The organism is Streptomyces sp. CA189, assembly GCF_056428985.1.
The window spans coordinates 15228-40880 of sequence record NZ_JBWJVM010000037.1 but is presented as its reverse complement, the minus strand read 5'-3'; the positions used below and the strand labels follow the sequence as shown (position 1 = coordinate 40880).

General features: G+C 71.3%; 20 protein-coding genes and 1 pseudogene. 8 read left to right on the top strand and 13 right to left on the bottom strand.

The features are described from left to right. Window positions 1-11: 11 nt before the first annotated feature. Both AC061S_RS25285 and AC061S_RS25280 read right to left on the bottom strand, forming a co-directional pair. Window positions 12-560 carry a recombinase family protein gene (locus tag AC061S_RS25285; RefSeq protein ID WP_478688187.1) on the bottom strand — a complete coding sequence of 183 codons (549 nt, stop codon included), beginning with the start codon at window positions 558-560 and terminating at the stop codon, window positions 12-14. A gap of 534 nt (window positions 561-1094) precedes the next feature. Further along, entirely contained in the window at window positions 1095-1610 is a 516-nt protein-coding gene (locus tag AC061S_RS25280; protein WP_478688186.1) for a hypothetical protein, read from the bottom strand. Between the two features lie 437 nt (window positions 1611-2047). Between AC061S_RS25280 and mobF the strand changes: the two genes are divergently transcribed. Further along, the gene (mobF, locus tag AC061S_RS25275) at window positions 2048-6004 is read left to right on the top strand and encodes a MobF family relaxase (protein ID WP_478688185.1); all 3957 of its coding nucleotides are present in this window, start codon (window positions 2048-2050) and stop codon (window positions 6002-6004) included. A gap of 186 nt (window positions 6005-6190) precedes the next feature. Here mobF and AC061S_RS25270 read toward each other — a convergent pair whose 3' ends face one another. Continuing rightward, the gene (locus tag AC061S_RS25270) at window positions 6191-6850 is read right to left on the bottom strand and encodes a DUF4352 domain-containing protein (protein ID WP_478688184.1); all 660 of its coding nucleotides are present in this window, start codon (window positions 6848-6850) and stop codon (window positions 6191-6193) included. A gap of 182 nt (window positions 6851-7032) precedes the next feature. Between AC061S_RS25270 and AC061S_RS25265 the strand changes: the two genes are divergently transcribed. Then, the gene (locus AC061S_RS25265; RefSeq protein ID WP_478688183.1) at window positions 7033-7911 is read left to right on the top strand and encodes a YwqG family protein; all 879 of its coding nucleotides are present in this window, start codon (window positions 7033-7035) and stop codon (window positions 7909-7911) included. A 109-nt stretch (window positions 7912-8020) separates the two neighbouring features. Here AC061S_RS25265 and AC061S_RS25260 read toward each other — a convergent pair whose 3' ends face one another. Further along, window positions 8021-8866: a PaaX family transcriptional regulator C-terminal domain-containing protein gene (locus AC061S_RS25260; RefSeq protein WP_478688215.1), complete on the bottom strand. Its 846-nt coding sequence runs from the start codon at window positions 8864-8866 to the stop codon at window positions 8021-8023. A gap of 38 nt (window positions 8867-8904) precedes the next feature. Beyond that, a complete protein-coding gene (locus tag AC061S_RS25255) occupies window positions 8905-9552 on the bottom strand; it encodes a GNAT family N-acetyltransferase (RefSeq protein WP_478688182.1) in 648 nt (215 codons plus the stop codon). 118 nt (window positions 9553-9670) lie between these two features. Here AC061S_RS25255 and AC061S_RS25250 point away from each other — a divergent pair, with 118 nt between their 5' ends. Next, window positions 9671-10735, top strand: coding sequence for an alpha/beta hydrolase family protein (locus AC061S_RS25250; RefSeq protein ID WP_478688181.1), 1065 nt, complete (start codon window positions 9671-9673; stop codon window positions 10733-10735). Between the two features lie 249 nt (window positions 10736-10984). On the opposite strand, the pseudogene AC061S_RS25245 reads toward AC061S_RS25250, so the two are convergent. From AC061S_RS25245 to AC061S_RS25220, 6 genes and pseudogenes are all read right to left on the bottom strand, one after another. Next, window positions 10985-11651 (bottom strand): annotated as a pseudogene (locus tag AC061S_RS25245) (nucleotidyl transferase AbiEii/AbiGii toxin family protein). Beyond that, window positions 11648-12016, bottom strand: coding sequence for a hypothetical protein (locus tag AC061S_RS25240; protein WP_478688180.1), 369 nt, complete (start codon window positions 12014-12016; stop codon window positions 11648-11650). Before AC061S_RS25240 ends, AC061S_RS25245 begins: the two are co-directional and overlap by 4 nt. Window positions 12017-12768: 752 nt before the next feature. Beyond that, window positions 12769-13770, bottom strand: a complete 1002-nt coding sequence (gene galE / locus AC061S_RS25235; RefSeq protein WP_478688179.1) for a UDP-glucose 4-epimerase GalE — start codon at window positions 13768-13770, stop codon at window positions 12769-12771. Between the two features lie 142 nt (window positions 13771-13912). Continuing rightward, on the bottom strand, window positions 13913-15259 hold the full coding sequence (locus tag AC061S_RS25230; protein ID WP_478688178.1) for a UDP-glucose dehydrogenase family protein: 1347 nt from the start codon (window positions 15257-15259) through the stop codon (window positions 13913-13915). A gap of 129 nt (window positions 15260-15388) precedes the next feature. Further along, window positions 15389-16684 carry an SIR2 family protein gene (locus AC061S_RS25225; RefSeq protein ID WP_478688177.1) on the bottom strand — a complete coding sequence of 432 codons (1296 nt, stop codon included), beginning with the start codon at window positions 16682-16684 and terminating at the stop codon, window positions 15389-15391. Window positions 16685-16921: 237 nt separating this feature from the next. Beyond that, complete coding sequence (locus AC061S_RS25220; protein WP_478688176.1) at window positions 16922-17167, bottom strand: hypothetical protein; 246 nt, start codon at window positions 17165-17167, stop codon at window positions 16922-16924. Window positions 17168-17392: 225 nt separating this feature from the next. Here AC061S_RS25220 and AC061S_RS25215 point away from each other — a divergent pair, with 225 nt between their 5' ends. Continuing rightward, a complete protein-coding gene (locus AC061S_RS25215) occupies window positions 17393-18727 on the top strand; it encodes a hypothetical protein (protein WP_478688175.1) in 1335 nt (444 codons plus the stop codon). 887 nt (window positions 18728-19614) lie between these two features. On the opposite strand, the gene AC061S_RS25210 is transcribed toward AC061S_RS25215, so the two are convergent. Further along, window positions 19615-20229 carry a hypothetical protein gene (locus AC061S_RS25210; protein ID WP_478688174.1) on the bottom strand — a complete coding sequence of 205 codons (615 nt, stop codon included), beginning with the start codon at window positions 20227-20229 and terminating at the stop codon, window positions 19615-19617. A gap of 38 nt (window positions 20230-20267) precedes the next feature. Next, window positions 20268-21395: a C40 family peptidase gene (locus AC061S_RS25205; protein ID WP_478688173.1), complete on the bottom strand. Its 1128-nt coding sequence runs from the start codon at window positions 21393-21395 to the stop codon at window positions 20268-20270. Window positions 21396-21661: 266 nt separating this feature from the next. Here AC061S_RS25205 and AC061S_RS25200 point away from each other — a divergent pair, with 266 nt between their 5' ends. The 4 genes from AC061S_RS25200 to AC061S_RS25185 are packed head-to-tail and all read left to right on the top strand — an operon-like array spanning window position 21662 to window position 25652. Continuing rightward, window positions 21662-22600 carry a hypothetical protein gene (locus AC061S_RS25200; protein ID WP_478688172.1) on the top strand — a complete coding sequence of 313 codons (939 nt, stop codon included), beginning with the start codon at window positions 21662-21664 and terminating at the stop codon, window positions 22598-22600. A gap of 16 nt (window positions 22601-22616) precedes the next feature. Further along, window positions 22617-22958, top strand: coding sequence for a hypothetical protein (locus AC061S_RS25195; RefSeq protein ID WP_478688171.1), 342 nt, complete (start codon window positions 22617-22619; stop codon window positions 22956-22958). A gap of 11 nt (window positions 22959-22969) precedes the next feature. Continuing rightward, window positions 22970-23761: a hypothetical protein gene (locus AC061S_RS25190; protein ID WP_478688170.1), complete on the top strand. Its 792-nt coding sequence runs from the start codon at window positions 22970-22972 to the stop codon at window positions 23759-23761. After that, complete coding sequence (locus tag AC061S_RS25185; protein WP_478688169.1) at window positions 23751-25652, top strand: hypothetical protein; 1902 nt, start codon at window positions 23751-23753, stop codon at window positions 25650-25652. The genes AC061S_RS25190 and AC061S_RS25185 overlap by 11 nt, the downstream gene beginning before the upstream one ends. The last annotated feature ends 1 nt before the right edge of the window (window position 25653 follow it).

Here is a 25653-nt window from a genome sequence, read left to right as displayed (position 1 = left end):
ACGTCTGTGGGTCACCCCGCCGGTTCCCGGCCGGTGGCGATGGCTTCGTCGTCCGCGGCGAAGGTGCGGTAGAGGGTGGAGCGGCCGACCCCGAGGTGCCCGGCGATGGCGGTGACGGACTCCTTCGCGTCGCGGCGGCGCAGGGCGACGGCAAGCATGTCGCCGTCGACGGCCGGCGGGCGGCCGCCGTGCTTGCCGTTTGCCGCGGTGGGTTCAGGCCGACCAGGGTCCGCTCGTGGATGAACTCCCGCTCGACCTCTGCCATCGCGGCGAACACGACGGAGAGGACCCTGTCCGCGCCGTGAGGGTCGGCGGTGGCCGCGTTCGGCGAGGTCCTGCGCGCTGGTGATGAGCTCGATCATGTTGCGGCCGAGGCGGTCGAGCATGGTGACGGTCAGGGTGTCGGCCGGCCGGAGGTCGGCGAGGGCGGCGTTGTACTCGGGTCGGATCTTCTCCCGGGTGCCGACCTTCTCGACGTAGATGCGTACGCACTCGGCTTCTTTCAGCGCGGACCTGCCCGGCGAGGTCCTGGCCCTTGCTGGAGACGCGGGCGTAGCCAACGCGGTCGCCGGTGCGCTCCAGCGCGGCGAGCAGGCCCGGGTCGGGCTCGGGGCCCGGCTGCCAGGGCCTGCCCGGGCCGCGGGCGGCTGGGATGCGGATCGCGGGACCGGACTTCAGCCCGGGGATCTTCGCGTACCGGCCGGTGTGGTAGTCGACGGCGACGACGCCGGAGTTGGCTCAGCACGCCGATCCGGGTGCCGCCCCGCAGCGCGGACACGGTTCGCGCTCGACGAGCTCTGCGCGGGCGGTCTCGTCAAGGTCGCCGCTCACGTGTTCCCCTCCCGTCCGGCCGCTCGATGCGGCCGTCCCGAATACCCATCCCGCTTCTCCGTCGCGCCCGCCGGTTTCGGGACGCCTCCCGCGCTCCGGCCGCCGCAGCGGGCGGCCGTCCCGGAATCGACCGATTCCGGGACGCACGGGCGAGCGTCTGTCGTCTGCCACGCGAGCGTCAGTGACCTGCCACCGGAGGCGTCAGCAGGTCGTACGGATGAGGGCGGCCGTCGCGCTCCCCGCCCTCACGGGAGAAGGATTCGTCAGGGAGCCTCGGGGGCCCTGGTGCAGGTGACCACCCGAGTCCGCCCTCTCGCCACGTAGTCGGGGAACGTCAGCACCACCTTGTCCTTGCTGTAGCTGATCTGCATTCTGCGGTAGCCCTCGTCTTGGCCGCCCGAGATGGTGTACGAGCCTGCCAGCACCTTCTCCACATCCTTGGGCACGTCGTGGACTACGTAGGGCTTGCGCCGCTTGATGGCCATCGAGAGGTTGCCAGCAGAGAGGGACCACGTGCCTTCCTCTGACCACGGGTTGTCCACCTCGCCTCCTGTCACCACCCAGCTCCCGCCTTGCGACACCGTGATTTTGGCCCTGTCGCCAGTCTCTGCCTCGAAGTCCCAACTTCCTTGGAGGAACGCATCCAGGGTCTGGAACTTGATGCTGGTGGAGTCGCCGCTACGCGAGCAGGCGGCCATTGTGGCGGCCGCGAATCCGGCCAGCCCGTACCGCAGCGCGGCCCGGCGTCCCACTAGGCGTATGACATCCCGGGTGTCCATCGGATCTTCTCCCCCTGCCTTCGCCGTACACGTCACCAAGTGCGACGTGTACGACTACAACATCGCCGCCTATGCGGACGGGGGCCATAGGAACAGCCTTCGATGACCGAATCCCGCCAGGCAGTCCGGAATGGCGTCATCGAACCACTGGGCCTCACCCTGTCCGACGACGTCCTGTACAGCCTCCGCTTTACGGACTGCGACGACACCACTGCCTACCGACAGAACTCATGGCAGAGCTCCTGACATCCAGTGGCAGAACCCACTGACGTTCTGACGGCAGACGACAACTGTCGTCCTGGACTTTTGTCCGCGGACAAAAGTCCAGGACCTGCCGAGTGTTGGAGAGGATTCCTGCCAATCTCGTTAGCACTCCAGGTATCTTTGATACACGATCATGAGCAGGCTGGAGCTGAAGCACGAGAGGGGGTGGCCAGGTGGGTTACGCGACGCCCATCTACGCCCCCGAGCAGGTCGATTACCGACTCAGCGAAGACTGCGGATGCGACCGGGCTGAGGATGCCCAGGTCGAGTACCGGCTCGCCGGCGAGAGCACGCTGCGGTGGATCGGTGGCGGGCTCGGGGAGCTCGGGCTGGTGGCCGGGGAGCGGGTGGATGCCGTTGCCGCGCACGCGCTGATGGACGGGCGGGACTGGCGTACCGGGGAGCAGCTCGTCGTACGGAAGAAGGCGCTCGATCCGCGCGGGAAGGTCGCCGCGCGGATGCTCGTCGACGCACTGGGCGAGGCGGCCGCCGGGGCCGGAAGGACGGTTGCGGAGTACCTGGGCCGGCCCGCGCTCGCGAAGAGGTTCGCCCGTGCCGAGCGCGGGATCCTGCGGGACGGCGAGGCGCACCTGCTGCCGCTGGCCGATGCCGAGCAGTTGGCCGCGGCCGCGGGGTTGGACCTGGACGGGCTGTACGGGGCCGACGCGGTGGCCGAGGCGCGGAGGTGGATGCGGCACCGCGTCGATGTCGGGCTGCGCGGTGTGGACATCACCCTCGATCTCCCGAAGAGCGTTTCGGCGGGCTACGGGTTGGCCGGGGCGGAGCTCGCCCGGCGGATCGAGGAGGACTGGCTGGCCTCCGTAGGCGAGGCCGTCACGGCGCTGGAGCAGTGGGCGGCGTACGGGATGGCCGGGCACCACGGGGACGGGCAGAGGGCCGAGCGGGTCGAGACGTCTGGGCTGATCGGCTGGACGACGCTGCACCGTTCCGCGCGTCCGGTGGACGGTTCGCCCGGCGATCCGCACCTGCATGTGCATGTGAACGTCGCGCACTTGGCGAAGTGCGCGGACGGCAAGTGGCGCACGATCGCGGGCGGTGGCGAGGACCTGCACCGTTATGCGCACCTCGTCAACGAGATCGCCGAGGGGCGGCTGCGGGCGCGCCTGGAGGAGTCGTACGGGGCCACGTTCGCGCGGTCGGAACGGACCGGGGCGTGGGAGCTGGCCGGGATCGAGGGCAGCGTGCGGGAGGCCTTCTCGCGCAGGCACCGGCAGGTCGTGGAGCTGGCGGGGGCAGGCGCCTCGCGCGAGCGGCAGAAGACGGCGGCCCGCAGGAGCGCGGAGGCCAAGGAGGACGCCGGTCCGGGTGTGCCGCGGGAGGCCTGGCGTACGCGGGCCGCTGCACTGCTCGGTGGTGGCGGGCGTGCGGTCGATGCCATGGTCGCGGCCGCGCTGCCCGGGTGGGGCGGACCCGTGCCGCCGGCCGAGGCCGGTGGTCCCCGGATGCCGGGGCCCGAGGAGATCGCGGCTCAGGTCTGGGATGCCGAGCGCGGGCTCACCGCTTCGCGCAAGGCCGTCTCGCACACGCACGTGCTGGCTGCCGTCGCCAAGACGCTGCCGCGGCTCCGGTCGGTCGCGGAGCTGACGGCGCTCACGGACGAGGTCCTCGCCGTGGGCGGGCACGCGGTCCGGCTGGCGGATTCCAACCGCGGGCACCACACCCACCGCCAGCGGTACACGCACACCACCGTCGTGGCCGCCGAGCAGGCGGTGATCGAGTGCGCCACGGCCGGACTGGACCGGGGCCTGGCCCGGCTCACCGGCGAGGCCGCCGAGATGACGCTCGCGGCGGTCGAAGTCGCCAACTCCTCCGAGGGCCGTCCCTTCGTCTTCAGCGCCGAGCAGCGTGCCGTGCTGATGCGGCTGTTGACCGCCGGGCACGCGGTCGACGCCGTCATCGGCGTGGCCGGCGCGGGCAAGACCACCCTCATGCAGGCCGCCCGGACCGGGTGGGAGGCCGCGGGGCTGCGCGTCGTCGGAGCCTCCACGGCCGCGGTCGCCGCCGCGAACCTGGCCGCCGAGGCGGGCATCGAGTCCCGGACCGTCGCCGCCTGGACCCGGGAGCTCGGCGGGGGCCGGGGCCACGGCCGTGGCCACAGCCGGGGCCTGGACGGGGTTGGCGTACTCGTCGTCGACGAGGCCGCGATGGTCGACGACCGCGCGCTCGCCGCCCTGCTGCGGCACGCCGCCACCACCGGCACCAAGGTCGTCGCCGTCGGCGACCCGCTCCAGCTGCGCGCGGTCGGCATCGGCGGCGGCTTCGCCCGGATCCACCAGCTCGTCGACGGCCTGGAGCTCACCGAGAACCGCCGCCAGCGCGACGTCGTGGAGCGGGCCGCGCTCCAGGACTGGCGGACCGGAGCCCGTACGAGCGCGCTCGCCGCCTTCGCCGCGCACGGCCGCGTGCACGTCGAGGACACCGCCGCCGGGGCACTGACCGCGATGCTCGGCACCTGGAACGAAGCCCGGAGCCGGTGGGCGGGCGACCCGCACGGTCAGGTCGCCGAGCTCCTGCTGCTCGCCGCCCGCCGCGCGGACGTCGCCGCCCTCAACGCCGGGGCCCGGGCAGCCCTCGTAGCCTCCGGGGAACTGGCGCAGGGGCGTACGTACGCGGTCGCGGGCGGGGCCGGACCCGCCGGGGAGCGGATCGCTTTCGCCCCCGGGGACCTGGTCCACATCCGCCGCAACGACTACCGCAGCCGGCGCGACGCGTCCGCGGTCGACGTCCTCAACGGGTTCCGCGGTGTGGTCCTGGCGCTGGACGAGCGCAGGGGCGTACGGGTCCAGTGGCGCAGGCCCGGCCGGGTGGCCGGCGGGTTCGCCACGCACGAGGCCTGGATGTCCGTCCGCGACATCGCCGAGGGCCGTCTCACCCACGCGTACGCGATGACGGTCGCCTCCGCTCAGGGTCTGACGGCCGAAGTCGCCATCGCCTACGGACTGCACGCCGACTCCCGCACCCTCTACCCGGCCCTGTCCCGAGCCCGCCGGGAGAGCCACCTCCACCTCCCGCTGGACGAGCTGGAGGACCACCCCACTCGCGCCGCCCTCGGGCCGGTCCGCTCGGGCGCCGAACGCCTGGAGCGCGCGGTCGCCGCGTACGGGCGCGTCCTGCGGGCGGACACCGGCGACGTCATGGTCACCGACGAGCTCACCCGGATCCCGGCCCCCGCGCAGGAACCGGCTTACGCCTCCTGGCGCGAGCGTCCGTACGGTCACCTCTCCGCGCAGTACCTGATGGCCCGGCAGGCCGACGAGCGCGCGGCGGCGCAGCGGGCCGAGCAGCTCGCGGACTCCTGCGAGCACCGGGCTGCGAAGCAGCTGGGGAAGCTGGATGGCGTCCCCACCCCGGGCGGGGCCTTCGCCATGGCCGCGTACGAGGTACTCGCCGCGGCCTCGGCCCGGGCCGACCTGGCGCGGGAGGAGGCCGGCCGCGCCATGGCGGCGCGGCGGCACGCGGAGTCCGTACGCCGCATCCGCGAGCGCATCGAGGCGTCCGGGCAGAAGGGCCGGCTCGCGCTCCGCCTGGCCGGCACCAGCAGGAGGGAAACCCTCGCGCTCACCGCCCACTACCAACAGCAGTACGAGGCCGCGGTCGCGGAGGCCGCCCGGGCATCGGGTGCCTCGGCCGAGGCGCTGCACGAGGCCGGTCGGACCCTCGCCGCGCACCCTCACGCCTCCCTGCTCGCGCCGGGCGGGAGCTGGGTCCCGCCCAGGGACGCGCAGGAGTTGGCGGCCGTCCTGGAGGCGATGCGGCAGCGCGTCCCGGTGCTGGCCGCCCGTGCGGACGCCGGGATCGCCGAAGACGCCCGGCAACTGCGTACCGAAGCGTCGGCGCAGCGCGGCACGGCCGTACGGCACCACGAGCGCGCGACCGCGATGCGCCGGGAGGCGGCCCTGCGCGAGGAGATGCGCGCTGCGGCCCCCGTACGGCATGCCCGCGAGGCCGAGGAACGAGCCGCAGCCTTGAGCGTCGGCCCGAAGGAGGCTGCGCCCGGACCCGCGGGTGCCGCTCCTGCTGCTGACACTGCTCCGGCCGCGCTGCTGCGCCCCCGGCGCGCGCTGGTCGCAGGCGAGGACGACCGCGGTTCCCGCCTCTCCGGCAGCTGACGGCGGGCATGTTGCGGAGGGCACCGGCCTCCTGGGTCAGGGGCCGGCGTGACCCTGTGCGCGCTGCACGGGCTGCACGGGCTGAGGGGGACGCTGTGGACGGAGACGGGCGTGGTCGCAGCCTGAACACAGCTGCGCCCCACCTCTCGTACGGCGGGAGGCGGGGCGCAGCAGTAGGCGGAGCGGTCAGGACACGTCGGCGCGGACGCTGTCCCCGATCAGTCCGTCGGTGTACGTGACCGTCTTCGCCGTGAAAACACCCTTGCCGGTGATGACGCCGGTGATATTCTCGCCCGGCGCCAGCTCGACGGTGTCGATCTGGTTCTCGTCGACCGCCAGCTCGGCCACGTGCTTGGTGCCGTTGGTGTCGGTGATCGCGAAGTACAGCGGGTTCACGCTGATCGCCTTCGAGCTGTTGTTGGTGATCGTCACCGACAGGCTCGTGTACTCGCTGCTGTCCGCCAGGATGCTCTTCTTGAACTTCGTGTTCTTCGCGACCACGATGACCGCGGACTTCTTCTCGGGCTTCGCCGACGGCGCGGTCTCTGGGGCCTTGGCCGGCGCGGACGACGCGGCCGGGGCCGGTGCCTGGGAGGCGGGTTCCTTCCCCGCCTTCGGGCTGCTCTCGCCGCCGAGCAGCGCACCGGCGATGCCGAGGAGCACGACGAGGCCGACGATGCCGAGGCACGAGAACCCGACGATCTTTCCGACGCTGTTCTTCTTAGGCTGCTGGGGAGGGGGCGGGTAGCCCCAGCCGGGCTGCTGAGGCGGTCCAGGCTGCGGGTACCCGTACCCCGGCTGGGGCTGCTGGCCGGGCTGGCCGGGCGGCGGGAACTGGTTGGACATGCGGAACCCCCACAGGACTGGTGCGAATCAGGTCACCGTATGGGCACATGGGTGCGCATGGGGTGAGGTGTCCGAACCGTGATACTCGCCGCTTCAACTACCTGCTCCGTGAGGACCGCCACCCGCACAACACCCAGTGCCAGGGTGGGGACGAAGAAGTCACCACCCACGTGTGCCAGGGCATGATCGAGCGCATGACACATGGATCCGCCGAAGCCCTGAGCGCCCTTGCCCACCAGCACTTGCCTTCTCCGGTCGCGGAGAAATGGATTGCCCTGCTCCGCCCGGCCGTCCGCTTGGAGACGGGCGCGGCCACGGACATGGCAGTGGGCCAGATCGGTGGACTGCCGAAACTGTCGGCAGATGCGGAGTGGCCGTCGTGGGAAGGCCACGGGCCGCTCTCGTTCATCGCCTCAGTGGACTGCGCCATGCTGCCTGCAGGTGCAGTGGACATCACGCTCCCTGCCTCGGGGACTCTGTCCTTCTTCTACTTCGACGGTCAGTTGGACGACGGCGAGGCCCTCGTACTGGCTGAGGATCGAGCCAGTTGGGCAGGAGCACGCGTCCTCTACACGCCGTCCGAGGAGACCTGCAGTGAGCGTGACGCGCCCGCAGGCCTCCGGCCGTATCCCAGGGTTCCGCTGGCTGCCCGGCCCGGTAGGACCGCGGCCGAACCCTGGCATCCTCAGGTCCGTGATGCCTTCGCCCCCAGAGCTCCGCTGAGCAACCGGTACGACCATGCGGTCTGCGCGCAGGATTTCCTCGACGCGATGTGGGCGCTCGACGAAGAGGCAGGCCACCAGATCGGCGGTCATGCCCACTCGATACAGAACCCGGTGGAGATCGAGATCGCGGAAGCAGTCCTGGACGGGGATGTGTCTTGGGGCGACCCGGCCCTGGACAAGGAGATCGGCAACTGGGTGCTGCTCGCTCAGTTCGACAGCGATGACGCTGCCGACATGATGTGGGGCGATGGCGGCGTTCTGTACTGGCTCATCCGCCCCCAGGACCTGGCCGAGTGCCGCTTCGACCGAGCGATGTTCACCTGGCAGTGCAGCTGATCAGCGCCGATCCACTCTGTGTCGGCGTGCACCCGAACATGCACCGGGCGGCACGAGTCACAGTGCACGCCCTCTGTCCTGCTCTTTCGTCCTGTCTTCTCTCCTGCCTTCAGCGCGTGGCTCGGTCCGCAGCTTGTCGGGTGATGTCGGCGTAGAGGCGGAAGAGGACTGGGCGGGCTTCGCCGCCGTCTCGTTCGCGCAGGGCTGCCCAGCACCGGGCGACGACCTCTCGGGCCTGGGTGCCGGGCCAGGGCTGGGGCAGGAGCTGAGGCGGCAGCAGCGGGTCGGGTTCCAGGGCGCGGGTGAGTTCGGCGGCAAGCTCGACCGCGATGGTGAGGAGTGCGGATGGGGAGAGTCCGGCAGGGCTGGTGAGCCGGGCGAGGCGGGGCCGGGCGATTCGGCTGAGGCGGTGGTAGCGATCGGCGATCTCCGGCAGGGGCCACAGTCGGCGGGCGAGTTCGACGGGCTCGCGGGTATCGCCCTTGCGCAGGTCGGTCGTGGTGAGAAGGGTGAGGGCACTTTGGGCGCCGAGGCGGTGGGCCGCCTCTTCGACGTACGGTTCCCAGGCGTTGGCGCATACGTACAGTCCGCCCTGGAGCGGGGCGCCGCCGAGGTGGACGAGCGTCTCGCGCAGGGCGTCCCGGGTCGTGCGCGCCGATTCGGGCACCGCGAAGGCGGCCAGGTGCCAGACACCGTCCCAGGGAGCGAGCCCGGCGTCCTGCTGGAACGCGTGGCGGAGGAAGTCCGCGTTGGGAGCCAGGGCGCGCGTGGTGTCCGCGGTCGCGTGCAGCTCTGCCTTGCGGCCGCGGCCCTCGTGGGTGAACCGGCCCTCGGCCACGAGGCGTTTGACGCACAGCCGCACCTGCTGGTCGCTCATGCCCAGGGTGTTGGCGACGGTGTAGAGCTCGTCCGCGCCGACGGTGCCGTCCTCGCGGATCAGGGCGTGGACGAGCATGCGGGTGGGGACTTCGACGTGGTCCTCCGTCGTGGTGCTCACCGTTCTCCTGCCCCTCTCGTGGCGACGGCGCGACGCATGGTGGTCACCGTGCCGAATCCCAGCAGCCCGCGCAGGTAGGGCGTGCGCTCGGTCCGCACGGCCGTGAAGCCGCGCCGTTCGTACAGGGCCCTGGCGCGCGAATTGGTGTCGATGACATCCAGTCTGATCTCCCGGCAGTGGTGCTCCGCCGCGACGGCGGCCACTTCCTCGATGAGCAGGCTTCCGACGCCACTGCCGCGCATGGCCGGGTCCACGGCGATGCCGTCCATGACGAGCTGTCCGGGGGCCGGGTGGCGTTCGAACAGGGCGAGGAGCACGAGTCTGGGCAGTCCGCGCAGGTGTCCGTACGCGCGCAGCACGGCGGCGGCCGATCCGCCGGTGAGGGCACGGCCGTCGAGTTGGTAGCCGGCGAGGCCGACGAGCTGCCCGTCGAGGAGCGCGCACACCGCGCGATCGGCGTTCAGGTGGGCGGCGATGAAGGGCACCGCCTTGCCCGGCGGGTTCAGTGCGGGGCCGAGTTTGCGGCCGAAGGCGTCCCAGTACATCTCGGCCGCCCGCCGCTCGGCGCCGGGCGGAAGACCCCGCCGGACCGTCACCGGTCCCGTACCAGTGCCAGTACCGGTGCCCGTCGCGTCCAGTCCCATGCCGTGCCCCCTTCTCCCGCTGCAAACCGAAACTCAAAACTATCATTCTTACGACGGTCGTGTTCAGTCTGTTAGTTTCAGGTTGGCTCACCCGACCAGAGGGAGACGGTCAGATCCCATGCACCCAAAGATCCAGCCCCGATGGCGCGGGCTCCGCATAGCCGTGTGGTCACTCGTCACGGCCCTGGTCGTGGCCGCCGGTCTCGGCGGTGTGGTGCTGTGGCAGCACTCCTACGCCATGGACGAGCAGCGGGTGTCGATCCGCCACGGCAGCCACACCCTCAACGCAGTACTGGCCACCCCCAAGGACAGCCGCAAGCGCCACGGCCTGGTCGTGTACGTACACGGCGACGGCCCCGTCGACGCCACCCATGACGACGGCTACAAGCCCCTGTGGGAAGCGAACGCCAAGGCCGGCTACGCCTCCCTGTCCTGGGACAAGCCCGGCGTGGCGGGCGCGCCCGGGAACTGGCTCGGCCAGTCCATGGACGACCGGGCCGACGAGGCGGCCGCCGCCATCGCCTGGGCGCGCGCCCGCCCGGACATCGACGGCGACCGGATCGGGCTCTGGGGCGCCAGCCAGGCGGGCTGGGTCCTGCCCAAGGTCGCCGCCAAGACACCCGTGAGCTTCGTCATCGCCGTCTCGCCCGCGATCAACTGGCTCCAGCAGGGCCGCTACAACCTCCTCGCCGAGCTGCGCGCCGACGGCGCGTCAGCAGCCCGTACGAGCACGGCGATCGCCAAGAGCGACACCACCCGACGGCTGCTGGAACGGCACGCGACCTTCGAGGAGTACACCCAGGCCATGGGCGGCGACGCGGACGGCATGACCGCCGACCGCTGGGGCTTCATCTCCAAGAACTACACCGCGGACGCCACGCAAGACCTTCCCGCCTTGCGCGGCGTACCGCTCCTGTTGGTCCTCGCGGGCCATGACATCAACGTAGACACCGCCGACACGGAGCGCGTCTACCGCGAGGTGCTGGACGCGGCCGGGGCGATGACGGTCAAGCGCTATCCGGACGCGACCCATTCATTGCTCAAGCAGTCCATCGAGCAGTCAGACCTCAAGATCACGCTCACCGCACTCTTCTCGCCCCGCTCGCTCTTCGCGGACGGATTCCTGGACGGCCAGCGACAGTTCCTCACGGATCTCGACCGAGGCGGCAAGGCCGCTCCGTGACAGTCCAGGACGGTCCAGGCGAGCCGTCGGTAACGTGGTCTGACGGCCCGGACGAGGATGCCGCAGTGCTATGCCACGGGTTCGTCCCCCGTGTCCTTGGAGTACCGGCGGCTTCGCCTGTTCCCCGCTCTCACGGGGACGTCTGCGTCCGGACGAGCAGGCCGGCCCGGTGAGCCCGCCCCGGCGCCCGCGGGATGGCTCCTCCGCCCGCCACCAGGATCGTCCGGCGGCCGGGGCGAGAGCGCTGCCTCAGGCGTCGTCTTCGAGGCCTTGGTTGTGCTCGTGCAGCCGCTGGTCGAGGTCGTCCGTCCAGCGGCGGGCCCAGGTGCGCAGCTCGGCGGTCTCGTCCTCGGTGAGTCCGTACGCGGCGAACTCGTCGTCGTCCGCCCAGTCCGCGCCGGCCAGGCGGTCGCGCAGGTCCTGGAGTCGGAACTCGTCGCGGCCGTGCCGCTCGCCGAGGCGTTCGAGCTCGGTGGCGGGAGGCCGCGTGGACGTCGATGAAGTCGCGGACGGCTCCGCGGTCGGCCAGGGCGCGGACCTTCGTACCGATGACGGAGTCGAAGGCGAGTACCGGCCCGTACTCGGTCTGGGCCGGCGGGTTCCAGAAGTGCTCCTTGAGGACGTCGACCTCGCACTCCTCCCCGGTGTCCGGGTCGACGACCATCAGCCGGGCCGACAGCGGGTCCACGGCGATCACGCGCACCTGCCAGCCCCGGTCCGCCAGGCCCTGCTCCAGCCCGGAGACGATCTCCGCCATCGGGGCCGGGTTCTCGGTGGCGACGTCGAGGTCCTGGCTGAGGCGCTCGACGAGGCCGTGGGCCTGGACGGCGTACCCGCCGGTGATCACGAGCGGGTACGGGGCGCCGATGTCGATCACGGCGGCGAGGAGCCGGCGGTGCAGGTCGGTCAGCTTCACGCGGCGGCGGATCCCGTCGCCGTGAGCAGCTCGGGGAACGCGTCTTCCCAGACCTCGCGTAGGTGTCGGCTGACCAGGGTGCGCAGGACGGGCCACTGCGCGAGGAGGAGGTCGTGGTTCAGGAGGGTGACGAGGTCCTCGTGCTGCCCCTCGGCCAGGACGGTGCGGTAGAGGCCCATGCGCAGGCGCGGGCGGTCCAGGTCGTAGGAACGCAAGCCGGACCAGGCCACGTGCAGCGGCAGCTCGACCACGCCGTGGCGGGGCCCAGCGAGCTTCTCCAAGGAGGCGGGCAGCCGGCCGGCGTACCGGGCGTGGAGCACCTCGGCCGCCGAGGGCGCCGCACTGCTGGAGGAGAGCATGACCATGAACCCGATTATCCCGCGTCCCGCCCGTCCCCGGTACCGCAGACGCGCGTACGGTCCCCACCGGGCGCATGGGGTGTCCTGCGCGGGGCCTATGCGGGCTACGACTGGCGGGGACATCCGCGTACGCGCCCGGGTGCGGGGCGGGCGAGAGGTCCCGGCTACACGCGTGGCACTGCGGTCCGCCGTAGGAGGCTGCGGCGCAGTGGGGCGAGACGGCAGCCGCGGACCGCTGCCGTTGCCTTGCCGATGATGATGATGCGGCTCGGAATCTACAGGTGGCTCCTCTGGCCTCCCCGTCGGAGGGGAGACGGTGTCCGGGCGACCGAGAGGCGGCGCTGGCCGCGGCTTCGTGCCCGGCTGAGGCTAGCCGTGTAAGGGCGGTAGACGATCTTGTCCTATGGATGCGACATGCCGGAGATGTCGTTTTCGGCGAAAGTGCTTCAGAACGCCCGTCTTCCCGCCTAAAGTGGCAGGTCAGTGAGCCTGCTCCCCGCGCACGCGGGGATGGCCCCATCGTGGTGATCTGCTCGATCAACCCGGTCAGCTGCTCCCGCGCGCGGGGATGACCCCGGCTACGCCTGGTACACGGGCACCTGGGCGTTCCTGCTCCGCCGCGCATGCGGGGATGACCCCGGGTAGTAGAGAGAGGTGGCCAGCCCGGCCGACTGCTCCCCGCACGCGCGGGGATGACCCCTCGGCGGGGCCGGAGCTGCTTGGCCCGCGCGAACTTTCCGGCCATGCCCCAGCCGTAGTCAGCCCCCCAGCACCGTGTCGCGCTGGGCGTACCAGCGGAGGGAGTCGTGGATGCCCTCCTCGATGGAGTGCTCTGCCTTCCAGGCGAGGAGTTCCTGGGCGAGGCCGACGCGGGCGTAGGCGCCGACGGAGTCGCCGGGCCTGCGGGCGGTGTCGAGGGTGGGGAGCGGGGTGCCCGTGACGGTTTCGAACGCGGTGACGAGTTCGCGGACGGTGGTGCCTTGGCCGGTGCCGAGGTTGATGACGCGGTAGGGCTCGGTGCGGGTCACCTGGTCGAACTTGGTGATGGCCTTGATGTGGGCGGTGGCGAGGTCCCATACGTGGATGTAGTCGCGGATGCCGGTGCCGTCCACGGTCGGGTAGTCGGTGCCGGTGATGGTGAAGGGCTGCCCGGTGTGGTGGACGTCGATGAGCTTGCCGAGGGCGTGGGTGGGCGTACGGATCTGGAGGCCGGTGCGGAGCTGTGGGTCCGCGCCGATGGGGTTGAAGTAGCGCAGGGAGATGACCCGGAGGTCGCTGGGGGTGGCGTGGGCGACGTCGCGGAGGACGTCCTCGAACATGGCCTTGGTACGGGCGTACGGGCTCAGGGGCTCGATCGGCGAGGTCTCCTCGACGGAGTGGTCGCCGGCATCGGACCCGTAGATGGAGGCGCTGCTGCTGAAGAGGAGGCGCCGGCATCCGTTGCGGGTCAGGTGGTCGAGGAAGGCGATGCCCTTGGCGAGGTTCTCGCGGTAGTAGGCGAGGGGGTTGGCGACCGAGTCGGGGACGACGATGAGGGCCGCGCAGTCGATGGCGGCCCGGATGTCGGGGTGCTCGGTGAAGATGCGGTCGATGAGCGGCCCGTCGGCGATGTCGCCCTCGTAAAAGGCCCGGCCCTCGGTGAACTCGCGGCGGCCGGTGGCGAGGTTGTCCAGGATGACGGGGGTGATGCCGTTGTCCATGCACGCCGAGGCGATGGTGCTGCCGATGAAACCGGCGCCGCCCGCGATCAGTACCTTCAAGGTGGTTCCTTCCCTTCCTTGCTGCTCTCGTGTGATGTCCCCCTGACCTCCCCTGATGGCCCTGCCCGTACGGCTGGGCGCGGCGGCGCGGAGCGTGAGGCGTGGGGGTCCGCGCCGCCGCACGGGGGCTGCCGGCGGGCGGCTAGACGGTCACGGGGACGGGGCGGCCGAGCTGCTTGACCGTCCAGCCGGCCATGCGCCAGGCGTCCGCGGGGAGCGTGTTGCGGAGGTCGACCATGACCGGGGCGTCGGCCGTCAGGCGGATCAGGGCCTTGGGGTCGGCGTCGCGGAATTCGGGCCATTCGGTGGCCAGGACCACGAGCTCGGCGCCGGTGACCGACTGCTCCATGTCGTCGGCGAAGTCGAGCTCGGGGTGGCGGGTGATGGCCGTCGACATGGCGTACGGGTCGTGGACGGTGACCTTGGCCCCGCGCTGGTGGAGCAGGGCGGCGACGTTGAGCGCGGGTGATTCGCGTACGTCGTTGGTGCCTGCCTTGAAGGCAGCGCCCCACACCGTGACCGCGCAGCCGGTCAGGGGGCGGCGGCCGAGTGTCTTTTCGATCAGCGCCAGGGCAGCAGTGGCACGGGACTCGTTGACCTTCTCCCCGGCGCGCAGGAATGTCGCGGCTTCCGTGGCGCCGAGGGCCTGGGCGGAGGCGGTGAAGGCGCGGACGTCCTTGGGGAGGCAGCCGCCTCCGTAGCCGGGGCCCGCGGACAGGCCGCCGCGGCCGATGCGCGGGTCCAGGCCGATGGCGTCGGCGACCTGGACGATGTCGGCTCCGGAGGCTTCGCACATGTCGGCGACGGCGTTGATGAAGGAGATCTTCATGCCGAGGAAGGCGTTCGCGGAGCCCTTGAGGACTTCGGCGGTCGCGGGATCGGTGACGACGAGCTTGACGCCGGCGGCGCCGCTGCCGCCGATCAGCGGGGCGTAGACCTCCCGGACCGTGTCCTCGGCGCGCTGGGAGGTGAGACCGACGACGATGCGGTCCGGGCGCAGGGTGTCCTCGATGGCGTGGCCCTCGCGGAGGAACTCCGGGTTCCAGATGACCTCGACGTCATGACCGGCGGGGGCGAGGCGGGCGACGAGCTCGGCCAGCTTCTGTGTGGTGCCGACGGTGACGGTGGACTTGCCGATGATGGTGCAGGGCCGGTCCAGGTACGGGGCCAGGGCGCGCGCGGCGCCGTACACCTGGCCCATGTCGTACGTACGGCCGTCGGCGTCGATGGGTGTGCCGACGCCGAGGAAGTGGACGTCGGCGAAGGCGGCGGCCTCGGCGATGTCGGTGGTGAACCGCAGGCGGCCGGAGGCGGTGTGCTCGGCGAGCAGCTCGGGGAGGCCGTCCTCGTGGATGGGGCACTCGCCGCGGTTGAGCCGGTCGATCTTGACGGGGTCGATGTCGACGCCGAGGACTTCGTGGCCGATGGCGGCCATCGCCGCCGCGTGGGGGATTCCCAGGTGGCCGCAGCCGATGACGGATACGCGCATGGTGGTGGGGCTCCTTCCTGCCGGCCGTCCGGATCGGAGGGGATCTGATCCGATGGGATGGGGTCGGGGCCGGTCGCGGGGGCCAACGTAGTGCCCCGCGACCTGGCGGGCCGGCAGTGTGCAGGTGGGTCAGTTCTCGGGGCTGGTCAGGAGGTTGACGAGGTGGGGAAGGGCCTGGGCGGCGGGCAGGTTGCACACGTAGTCGCCGTCCTGCGGCCCTTCGAGCGGGTACGGAACGAAGACGCCCTCGGGGGTGGTGAACCCTTCGGGGTCGAGGTAGATCACCTTCATGCCGCGTTCGCGGGCGCGGGGGGCGACCTTGCGCCGGTCGGCGTGGAGGCCGACGACCAGCAGGGCCTTCGCGCCGTCGACGAAGTCGAAGCGGGGGACCTTCTCGTCGTAGCGGCGCAGGTACTGCTCGCGCAGGCCGAGGCGGGCGGCGAGGGCGTCCCAATTGTTGGTGCCGATGCCGCCGACCAGGTGGCCGGCGTCGGCGAGCTGCTTCAGCGCACGGTAGGCAGGGGTCGGCTCGGCGAGGAAGCAGGCCCGGAACTGCTCGACGACCTCCTCGAACTTGTCCTCGGGCGAGGTCAGGAGCTCGGGGAGCAGCGGGTCGTCGGCAGGGGAGAGGGTGAAGGCGTGGCGGCCCGGGTCGTCGCCCCGGCGGGCGGTGACCCGCCACACCTCGTGGAGGCGGTGCAGGGGCGGGATGCCGGCCTCGGTGGAGGGCCCGCAGCCCAGCTCGACCTGGAAGGGGGTGAGGCTGCGGCAGATGTCGGGGTCGGGGTCGAGTCCGGAGTCGGAGGCACGGTCGCGGTCGGCGAGGATCGACAGGTCCGCGACGTAGGTCGGGTTCCCCCTCCGGTCTTTCTCGCGGACGCCTTCGGCGAGCACCTTCCAGGGGAGGTGGCGCATCGCGTGCTGGGGGGTGAGGTTGGTCGAGGTGATGCTGACGTCCAGGCACCGGTAGCCGTCCGGGAGCGTCCGCCCGGCCAGGCGGTCCTCGGGGTGGCGCTTGTAGGCGGTCAGGGTGCAGCGCAGGTCTCCCCTCTGCCACACGAGCCCGTCGCGGTAGTCCTTCCAGCCACCCATGGAGAGGGCTTCGAGGATCTTCTCCTCGAAGTCGCCGATCTCGGCGGCCGGTGCCGCGGCGGACAGGTAGACGAACAGCTTCTTCACGCCGATCGCCGCCGCGCCTGGCGTCGCGTGCTTGCCGTACTCGATCCAGTAGTGGACGACCCGCCGGCGGGCGTCGCCGTCACCGGTCCAGCGGGACTCGTTGTGGTTGTACGGCTCCTGGCTGCGCCGCCAGATGCCCTGTTCGACGTACCGCGGCCGGTCGGAGTCCTCGGCGTTGTAGAAGCCGTCCCAGAACTCCTCCTGCTCGGGAGTGAGCTGGTCGATGACGGTGAGTGGCAGGTCCATGGTGTTCCCTCCCGTGTGGTTTCAGATGAGTCGGCCCGCCGGGTGCGGCCGTGCGGGCGGCCGCCGGGACGGCGGTCGCCGCGAAGGGGAAAGCCGGACATTCAAGGAGTCAGGACACCCAGGCCCCCCAGCAGTCGCGGGGCAGAGAGGCGCACGCCGTGGACGGGTGCGTCTCCAGCCGGATGCCCGCACGCCCGCACGCAGACGGGCAGGCCCCCGCCGCAAGGCGGCCTGTGGTCAGACCCGCTCAAGGCTGGACGGGTCCTTGACGACCCACTCCGTGCCGCCGCCCTCGGGTCGCACGAAGACGGCGTTGGCGTAGGAGATCCGGGTGGCCGGGTGTTCCCATTCGCCGATGAACTGCACAACGCCCTGCTTGCCCTCCAGCGGGTCGAAGACGCGCGAGCCTTCGCTGACCCACCCGGGGACGGCCTGGCGCTGATGGGGACGGGGGCGGGGGTGGGGATGGGTATGGCGAGTCACGGCGAGCTCCTTCGTACGGGGGTCCTCGACGGCAGCCGGCCACGACGGGGCGTGCGGGACCGGGGCCGGTCGCGGCACGACCGGGCACCCCCTGCCCCAGGGGCATGTGGTGTGTGCCGGGAGGGTGCCGGATGGCTGGTACTCATTCAACGGGGGTACACCGATTGGGAGAACAGGCCATCCTGGGTTGCTCGTTAAATGCGTTGAATGCCAGGGGAGCTGGATATGGGACGCACACCGAACACATCGCTCGCCGCCCTGCTGGCCGAGGCCGACTGGGGAAACGGGCAGCTCGCGCGGGCCGTGAACCGCGTGGGGGCCGAGGCGGGCATGGACCTGAACTACTCGGCGAGCACGGTGACGTACTGGCTGCGGGGCTCGATGCCCCGGCCGGGCGTCCCCCAGGTCATCGCCGAAGCGCTCTCCCGGCGCATCGGGCGCCCGATAGCGTGCGCCGAAGCCGGGTACCCCGGCGTCGGCACGGACACGGTCGCCGACCTGTCCGACCTCGTAAGGGACGACATGGACCCATCACGACGGCGCGTACTGAGCGCCGGACTGTACTCCGCGGCCCTCATGGTGCCGGTCTACTCCGACCTCGGCACCCGCCTCGACGCGGCCGACCAGGATGTCAAAGCCGGGCGCACCGCCCGCGTCGGCGCCGGCGAGGTCGCCACGGTCATCCGGATGACCGACCACATCGCCGGCATCCTCGACGAGCTCGGCGGCGGACACGCCCGCCCGATGGCCGCGGCCTTCCTCGCCAATACCGTGATGCCCTGGATCAAGGCCGAAGCCAGTCCCGCCGTACGGAAGGACCTGCTCGCCGCCTCTGCCGACCTCGTCTACCTCACCGGGTGGATGGCCATGTACGAGCGGGCGCACGGGCTGGGCCAGGAGTACTTCGTACGGGCCCTGGGCCTGGCCAACGACGCCCAGGACCACCTCACCTACTGCCGGACCCTGCGCGGGATGGCACTCCAGGCCTCCAACCTCGGCTACGGCCCCAAAGCCCTGGAACTCGCCGACTCCGCCGCCGAGGCCGCCCCCGCCGCCGGCCCGCGCCTGACCGCCTTCCTGCGCGGCCAGCAGGCCCACGGAGCGGCCATGGTCAAGGACCGCAGGCAGGCCTTCACCCGCCTGCGGGAGACAGAGGACGCCCTCTCCCGCGCCGACGGCCGCAATGACGCGGTCGGCGGCTACGACCGGGCCGCGTACGAGTTCCACGTCGCGCACGTCCTCTACGAACTCGGCGACCTGCCCGGCTCCATCCAGGCGATGCACCGCTCGAACCGGGCCCGGCCCGCAGGCGAACGCCAGGGTCGAGTCCACGCGAACGGCATCCTGGCCGCACGGCAGTGGCAACTCGGCCACCTCGACGCGGCGTGCGCGACGTGGGAGGTGTTCCTCGACGACTACGCCACCCTGTCCACCGCACGCGGCGACGAACACTTCGCGACCCTGAGCACCCACATCAAGTCCCAGCCCGGCAACGGCACAGTCCGCCGCCTCGGCGAGCGGGTCCGGACCCTCGCGATCCAGAAGGCTGCGGCTGCGTAGGCGGGGGCTGGTTGGGCCCGTAAGGGAGGTTTCGGCCTGGTGTTCTCGCCCTTCTGACTGGCAGGTCGGCACGGGTGCTCCTCTACCGGTGAGATGGGGCTATCCGGGATGAGGTGCGCCGTATGCCGGTTTCGGTGAAAGTGCTCGATAGCGGCGAGCTCTCCACCTAAAGTGGCTGGTCAGTAAGTCTGCTCCCCGCACGCGCGGGGATGACCCCGTGTCCGCCGCGAGGCTGGTGGCCGCAGACGCCTGCTCCCCGCACGCGCGGGGATGACCCTGGACTGGAGCGATCCCGAGAAGATCGCCATGGCTGCTCCCCGCACGCGCGGGGATGACCCCGGCAGGAACTCGCCCTGGGACATAGGTGACGCCTGCTCCCCGCACGCGCGGGGATGACCCTGCGATCGAGTGGCTCCGCGCCGAGGTCGAGGCCTGCTCCCCGCACATGCGGGGATGACCTCACCGTCGGGCAGTGCGTCACTGCACCGTGGTACTGCTCCCTGCGCCCGCGGGGATGACCCCGGCGGCATGTCCAGCCCCGTAGCTCCCGGCTGCTGCTCCCCGCGCACGCGGGGATGACCCCTTCGTCGACTTCGGCTACTACCTCATCGGTGACTGCTCCCCGCGCACGCGGGGATGCCCCCCGGGCGGACACCACCGCCCAGGTCAAGGGCCGCTGCTCCCCGCGCACGCGGGGATGACCCCGACATCCAGAAGTAGGCGTGGTTCTTCTCGTGCTGCTCCCCGCGCCCCGCGGGGATGGCCCCTCGAACCCGGCGGCGGCCGCATACCGATTGTCCCGGTCCCCCGCACCCGCCGGGCTCAACCGGTGGTGACTGCCTGGACTGCCCGTCAGGGCCGTCGGAATCGTCATCACCTCGGCGTTGTCAGGCCTTCTGGACTGTCGTGACGACAGCGTCGGCGCCGGGTTCCTGGCCCCGAAGCCGCCGCAGGTGCGCCCGCATGCGCAGGACCGCCTCCGTTCCCGCACCCCGCAGCTCGCTGAAGGGGTCGATCAGGTTCCCGGCGAGGCGGACCGCGTCCGGGGGTGGGAGTTCCTTCCACAGGCTGTACGCCCGGCGGATGGCGAGGGCCGTCTCCGGGTGTTCCGGCCCGTGGAGGTTGGCGTGCAGGCGGACGACGTGGAGGTACCAGTTCACCGCGACGTCAGGGTGAGCGCCGGTCAGATGCGCGAGGTAGGCCCGGACTTCCCGGACCCTGACCGTCTCGATGTGCCTTTCGCCGTGCGCGGCGGTGAGCGTCGCATCGAGTTCTTCGGCGAGGGCGTGCGCGCGGGTGAGGTCGACCGAGGCGGCTCTCTGGATGGCGGTCAGTTGGAGCGCAACGTCTCCGCTCACGGGGGCGACCCCGGCCGCGACGGGGACCTCGACCGGGGAGGAGGAGACGGAAGCCTCCGTCTCCTCAGGCTCCGCGCCCGCCCAGAACCGCGGGTCGACGATGCCCCAGGGGCGGAAGAGGGCGTTGTGGTCCTGGTCGTTCATGTGAGTCCCCGTGCTCGTCCTCGTGCCGGTCAAGCGGTTCACCAGCTCACCACCCGGCGGATGCCCGTCACCCGGGTCATGTAGTTCGTCGAGTGGCGCCAACTGGCGTACGGGACGATCCGCGTACGGACCCCCGTGCGCGGTGCCTCGATGAGCATGCCGGACCCGACGTACATCCCGACGTGCCCCGGGCTGGCCGCCGAACCGTTGGATCCCGCGTTGAAGACGAGGTCGCCCGGCTTCGGGTCGTCCAGGTCGACCTGGACGGGCAGCTTGATCTGGTCGTACGTCACGCGCGGGATGGTGATGCCGGCCGCCCGGTACGCCTGCTGCATGAGGGACGAGCAGTCGCACCACTGCCGCGGGTTCGGACCCAGCGCCTCCGTGCAGTCCCCGCCGAGCTGGTACCAGCCGCCCCGCCGGCCCAGCGCCCAGGCCACCGCGGTGCGCACCTGGGACGGGGTGTCGGCCGGCAGCTCGAAGTTCGCCGGGAGAGTGACGGGGTCTCCCCCGGGTCCGCGCCCGGGCGCGGTGTACTGCGCCGACCGCGCCAGGATCGCCCTCACGTAGCGGTACGTCTCCCCGCGCGCGAAGCCGGCCGGAGGGACCCCGTGGAACTGCTCGACCCGCCCCCACCCCGCGTTGTAGCCCGCCAGCGCCAGCTCGACGGGTGATCCGGCGTACTCCGGGTGCGCCTTGGCGGTACGCAGCAGGCCGCACATCATGCGCCCCTGGGAGGGGATGGCGTCCGCCGGGTCCAGGACGTCGCGGTCGCCGTCACCGTCCCCGTCGATCCCCTGCGCGGCCCAGGTCCCCGGGATGAACTGAGCGATCCCGTACGCGATCGGCCGCCCGGCGGAGTCCCTGGAGACGGCGCCGGGATCGAAGCCCGACTCGGCCCACAGCTGCGCCGCCAGGATCGCGGGCGGCAGGCCCTGATCGCACGCGGCGGCCGCGGCCAGGATGAGCGGGGCGTACTGGGCGGGCACGCCGCCCGCGCCGCCGATCCTCAGCGACCCGGCCGTCGGCCAGGCGTCGTCGACGTAGCGGCTCTTGCTGTCGTCCTCCGCGAGCGCGGCGACGAGAAGGACAACGCCCAGCGCCAGGGCCAGAGGGGTCGCGGCTACCCCGGCAGCGGTCACCCACAGCCATCGCTTCGCCCACATCCAGCCCCCCTGCGTCGATCAGCTTGCTTTGCGTCCACGAAGGAGCAATCAAGCCGACTTGGCTGGTAACTGCTCAGCGCGGAATGTGCGTGGCAGATGGCGACATTAGGGCATGTTCGGTGTGTGGATCGAGGCTGAATATCCGTCAGTTGCTCTGGATTGTCCCGGGTGTAGGGTGCTGCTGCGTTTCGTTGTGCTGAGTCCTGCGGGTCGTGTGAAATTCACATTAGTGACGGTCTTGCATGGCGGCGTTCTCGGGGGGATCCGTGAGTAGGAGGGGTGACCCGGCGGGGTGGGAGCTGCCCGAGGGCGCCCGTCTCGTCGTACCCGTCGTGGCGGCGGCCGGAGGCAGTGCGCGGTCCACCGTTGCGTTCCTCCTCGCCAACGAACTGGCCGCGACGGTGGACACCGTCGTCATGGACCCGGCGCCCCGCCTCGTATCCCCCTGGCCGTTATGGACCCAGGGGTTGGCGGAGGAGGGCGGGCTCGCCGCCCTCCCGCCCGACCTGCCCCTGACCCGGGCCGACGCGCGAGCGGCCGCGGCAGCCCGCAAGGCCACCGATGGCTCCTGGCACGTACTGACCGACGGGCGCGCATGGCACGCCGCCCCGCTGAGGCTTCCGCCCGAACCGGCCGCCTGGTACCAGCTCGCCGCCGTCGGCGGATGGCGGGCCGTCATCGCGGACACCACCCATCCCGTGGCGCACGACCTCCTCGCGGCCCGGTGCGACGGGTCACCGGGCCTGACCCGGGCCTGGTGCGATCTGCCGTTCAGCGTGCCGGTGCTGTGCGCGCAGGCCACCGCCGAGGGCGTGCAGAGTCTCCAGCAGGCCGTGATGGTGCTGCACGCCGAGGGCCTGCCGCTCCAGCGGACCGTGGTCGTCCTGGCCGCCACCGCCGACGGACGGCCGCCCGCGGTGGTCCGGGCCGCGGCCACCATGCTCTCCGCCCGCGTGGCCGCCGTACTCCACCTGCCCCACGACGCGGACATCCGCGCCTACGGACTCCAGGCCCAGCCGGCCCGGATCCGCCCGGGCACCCGCCAGGCAGCCCGCGAGCTGGCCGCCGCCGTGTTCGCCGCCGCCCGCGCATCCTTCGGCGACCCGCTGCCAGCTGCTCCGCGGCCCGCGCCGATGGCTGCCGCAGTCCCCATCCCCGTACCAGTCCCAGTCCCTGTTCCCACTGTTCCTGCTCCTGCCGTCTGACGAGGAATCACCGCACATGAGCCAGCTCCTGACGAGCCTGTACGCCCTTGCCGCAGACCCCGGCGTGACCGTCCTCGCGGACGCTGTCGGGCCCGTCCCCGACTTCAAGCCGGCGCTGCCGAAGGAGGTCAACACCCCGGTCAAGACGATCCTGGCGTGGACCGCCGGTGGCGGCCTCGCGCTCGCCGTCCTCGGCGGGCTCAGCGGCTGGGCCCTGGTCGCGATCGGCCACAACACGGAGCGCGCCCCCATGGCGGCCCGGGGCAAGCAGAGCGTGCTATGGAGCCTGATCGGCGCGGGCGGCATCGGGCTGACGTCCTCGCTGGTGCTGGCCGTATTCACCATGACGAGCGCCTGAGCGTGGACTCCGTGGACTCCGTGGACTCGTCGAACGGGCTCAAGGCTCGTAGAGCTCGATTCGTCCTCGCTGCCGTCGTCGTCGCCGTGGCCGCGTTGTTGGTCGCCGGCGGATTCACCGCGGCCACCCTGATGCACGACGACGCCAAGGGAAAGCAGCAGGCTGAAGCCCGCCCGTCCACCACCAGGCCCGCGCTGACGAGCACGGGTCCGTCCGCCGACGGCCCGATGACCCCAGAGAAGGGAAAGAAGACAACGCTCCGGAAGCCCACGGGCCACAAGGACGGCGTGTCCACCGGCTTTCCCGGTTCGCCCAGTGGTGGGATCTCGGCCGTCGTCTACTTCTGGGAGGAGTACGACTGGCTCGACGACGAGAAGGCCGCCCAGCAGCTCACAGCCGTCGCCTCCAAGGACTCACCGGGCTACGTCGACAAGCGGGTCTCCGAGATCCGCAGGATGCGTGAGGCGCTCGGTCTGCCTCCTTCCGGGGGGATCTCGGCCGACATCACCTTCACCACGGCTGTCAACGCTACGCGGGCCACCACCGTCAAGGTTCCGGGCCTTCCGGTTGGTGACGTCATGCAGGTCTGGCTCTCCTACGACCGCTTCGCCACCGGCCCCAAGGGCGGCCGTGACGAGAATCCGTTGCGCGGAGACATGGTCGATTTCATCGTGAAGTGGCAGGACGGAGCTTGGAGGTTCACCGACGAGTTCGACTCCCTGCGGTCCTTCCCCGTCGCATACGAGCCCACCAGCCGCTTCGCCTGGAATGACGGGTGGGTCCAGGTCCGCCATGTCGACTGACCGGTTCCAGCGGACCTCCCGCGCCCTCGTCTTGTTCTGCGTCCTGCTCTCCTTCCTGGGCGCGGGCGCCTCCGTGTCCGTTGCCGTCGCTGCCGATGATCCGAAGCACCACTCCTCCGTCGGACCGCCCGATCCCATCCCCAAGGGCTGGGAGCAGGAGACGGTCGGCCTCGATCCGAAGGGAAAGTACTGCCTGGTCGACCGGATTGATGACCGGGCTCTGTGCCGGCGGGCGGACGCGGCTGAGCTGCCCGGCACCCTTCCGATCTGCGAGGGCGCCGACGGCAACGGTTCCCGGGACTGCACTCCGGAGGACCAGAACGAAGCCGAGGTCCGCCACCTGGAGAGATGGCGCAAGGGCTTTCCCGACAAGCAGGCGAAGAACTATGAGCAGCTCAACGAGTACGTCACCAACTGTGTGGTGGTGAAGAAGAAGCCGTTTACGGCATGCCTGTACTACGGCGAGAAGAAGTTCCCGGATTCCTACGACGGGCCGGTGCAGTGGGTCGCCGGCAAGTTCTCCGAGTTCGCCTCGAACGCCCTGAAAGAGGCCGCCTCCTACATCGGGAAGTCGGTCGTCTGGTTGCTGTCGGAGTTCGCAAAACTCTTCAACGAGGTCTCCTCCATCAAGCTGAGCGAGACCGGCACCGGGAAATTCACCGCCCTGATGACCGCGCTGTCCGCGTCCCTGGCCGTCTTCCTCATGCTGCTCCAGTTCGGGAAGGTGGCGGTCAGCCACAACGGCGGGCCGGCTGCGACCGCGCTGATCGGGCTGGCCAAGTGGGCCGTCATCTCCTCCGTCTACCTGGTCGTCGCGCAGACCGCGCTGGACTGGTCCGACGCCGTCTCGACGTGGATCATCAACTACACCTTCGACGGCGGCGGGAGCGGCCACGACTCCGCGACGAAGGCCATGGAGCAGCAGCTCGGCACGCTCTTCGGCGGACTGATCAGCGGAGGCGGCGGCACCGCGACCATCGGTGGGGCCATCATCTCAGGCGAGACGGTGGCCACCTCAGCGGTCGGCGTGGTCATCGTCATGGGCATCGTCTGCATCCTGGCGGTCGCCGCCCTGTGGGTGGAGATGCTCATGCGCCAGGTCGGCATCGTGCTCATCATCGCGACGATGCCCATCACCCTCGCCGGGCAGCTCTCCGACACCACCGCCGAGTGGTGGCCCAAGGCCCGCAACGCTTTCATCGCCCTGGTCCTGATGAAGCCCGCGATCGTCGGCGTGTTCTCCATCGGCTTCTTCGCGATGTCCGAGGGCAAGGGCGTGCAGAACATGCTCGTCGGCTTCGTCATGTTCCTCGCGGCCTGCTTCTGCTGGCCGGTCCTGGCGAAGTTCATGGTCTTCACCACCAGCGGCGCGGGCAGCGCCATGGCCTCCGGGTGGATCAGCTCGATCGGCTCCTCCGCCTCCTCCTCGACCGGCGGCTACCGGCCCGACCCCAGCGGCGCCGGATCCGTCGGTGGAGGCTCTGGCTACACCAAGGCCCTGGAGTCCGAGAACTCCACGCCCACGGCCGCCGCTTCGGCGCCCGGTGGTGGCGGCGGCGGGGCAGCCAAATCGGCCGCCCGCTTCGGCGGCAAGGCGCTCGGCGTGGCCGCCTTCGGCCTGCAGGTCGTGGCCGCCGGCAAGGACTCGCTGGAGTCCGGGCTGTCCAGTACGGCCGCCCACGCCGGCCTCGACCAGAGCGGAGGCGGCGGCGGACGGCACGTCGTGATCGCCCCGCGTCGAGCACCTGCCCCCGAGCCCGTTCCCGTCGGGGCGCCGGCCGAGGCCCCGACCGACCGGGCCGAGGCCCCGACCGACCCGGCCAAGGCCCCCACCGCCCTGGCCAAGGCCCCGACCGACCAGCCCAAGGCCCCCACCGACCCGGCCCCCTGAA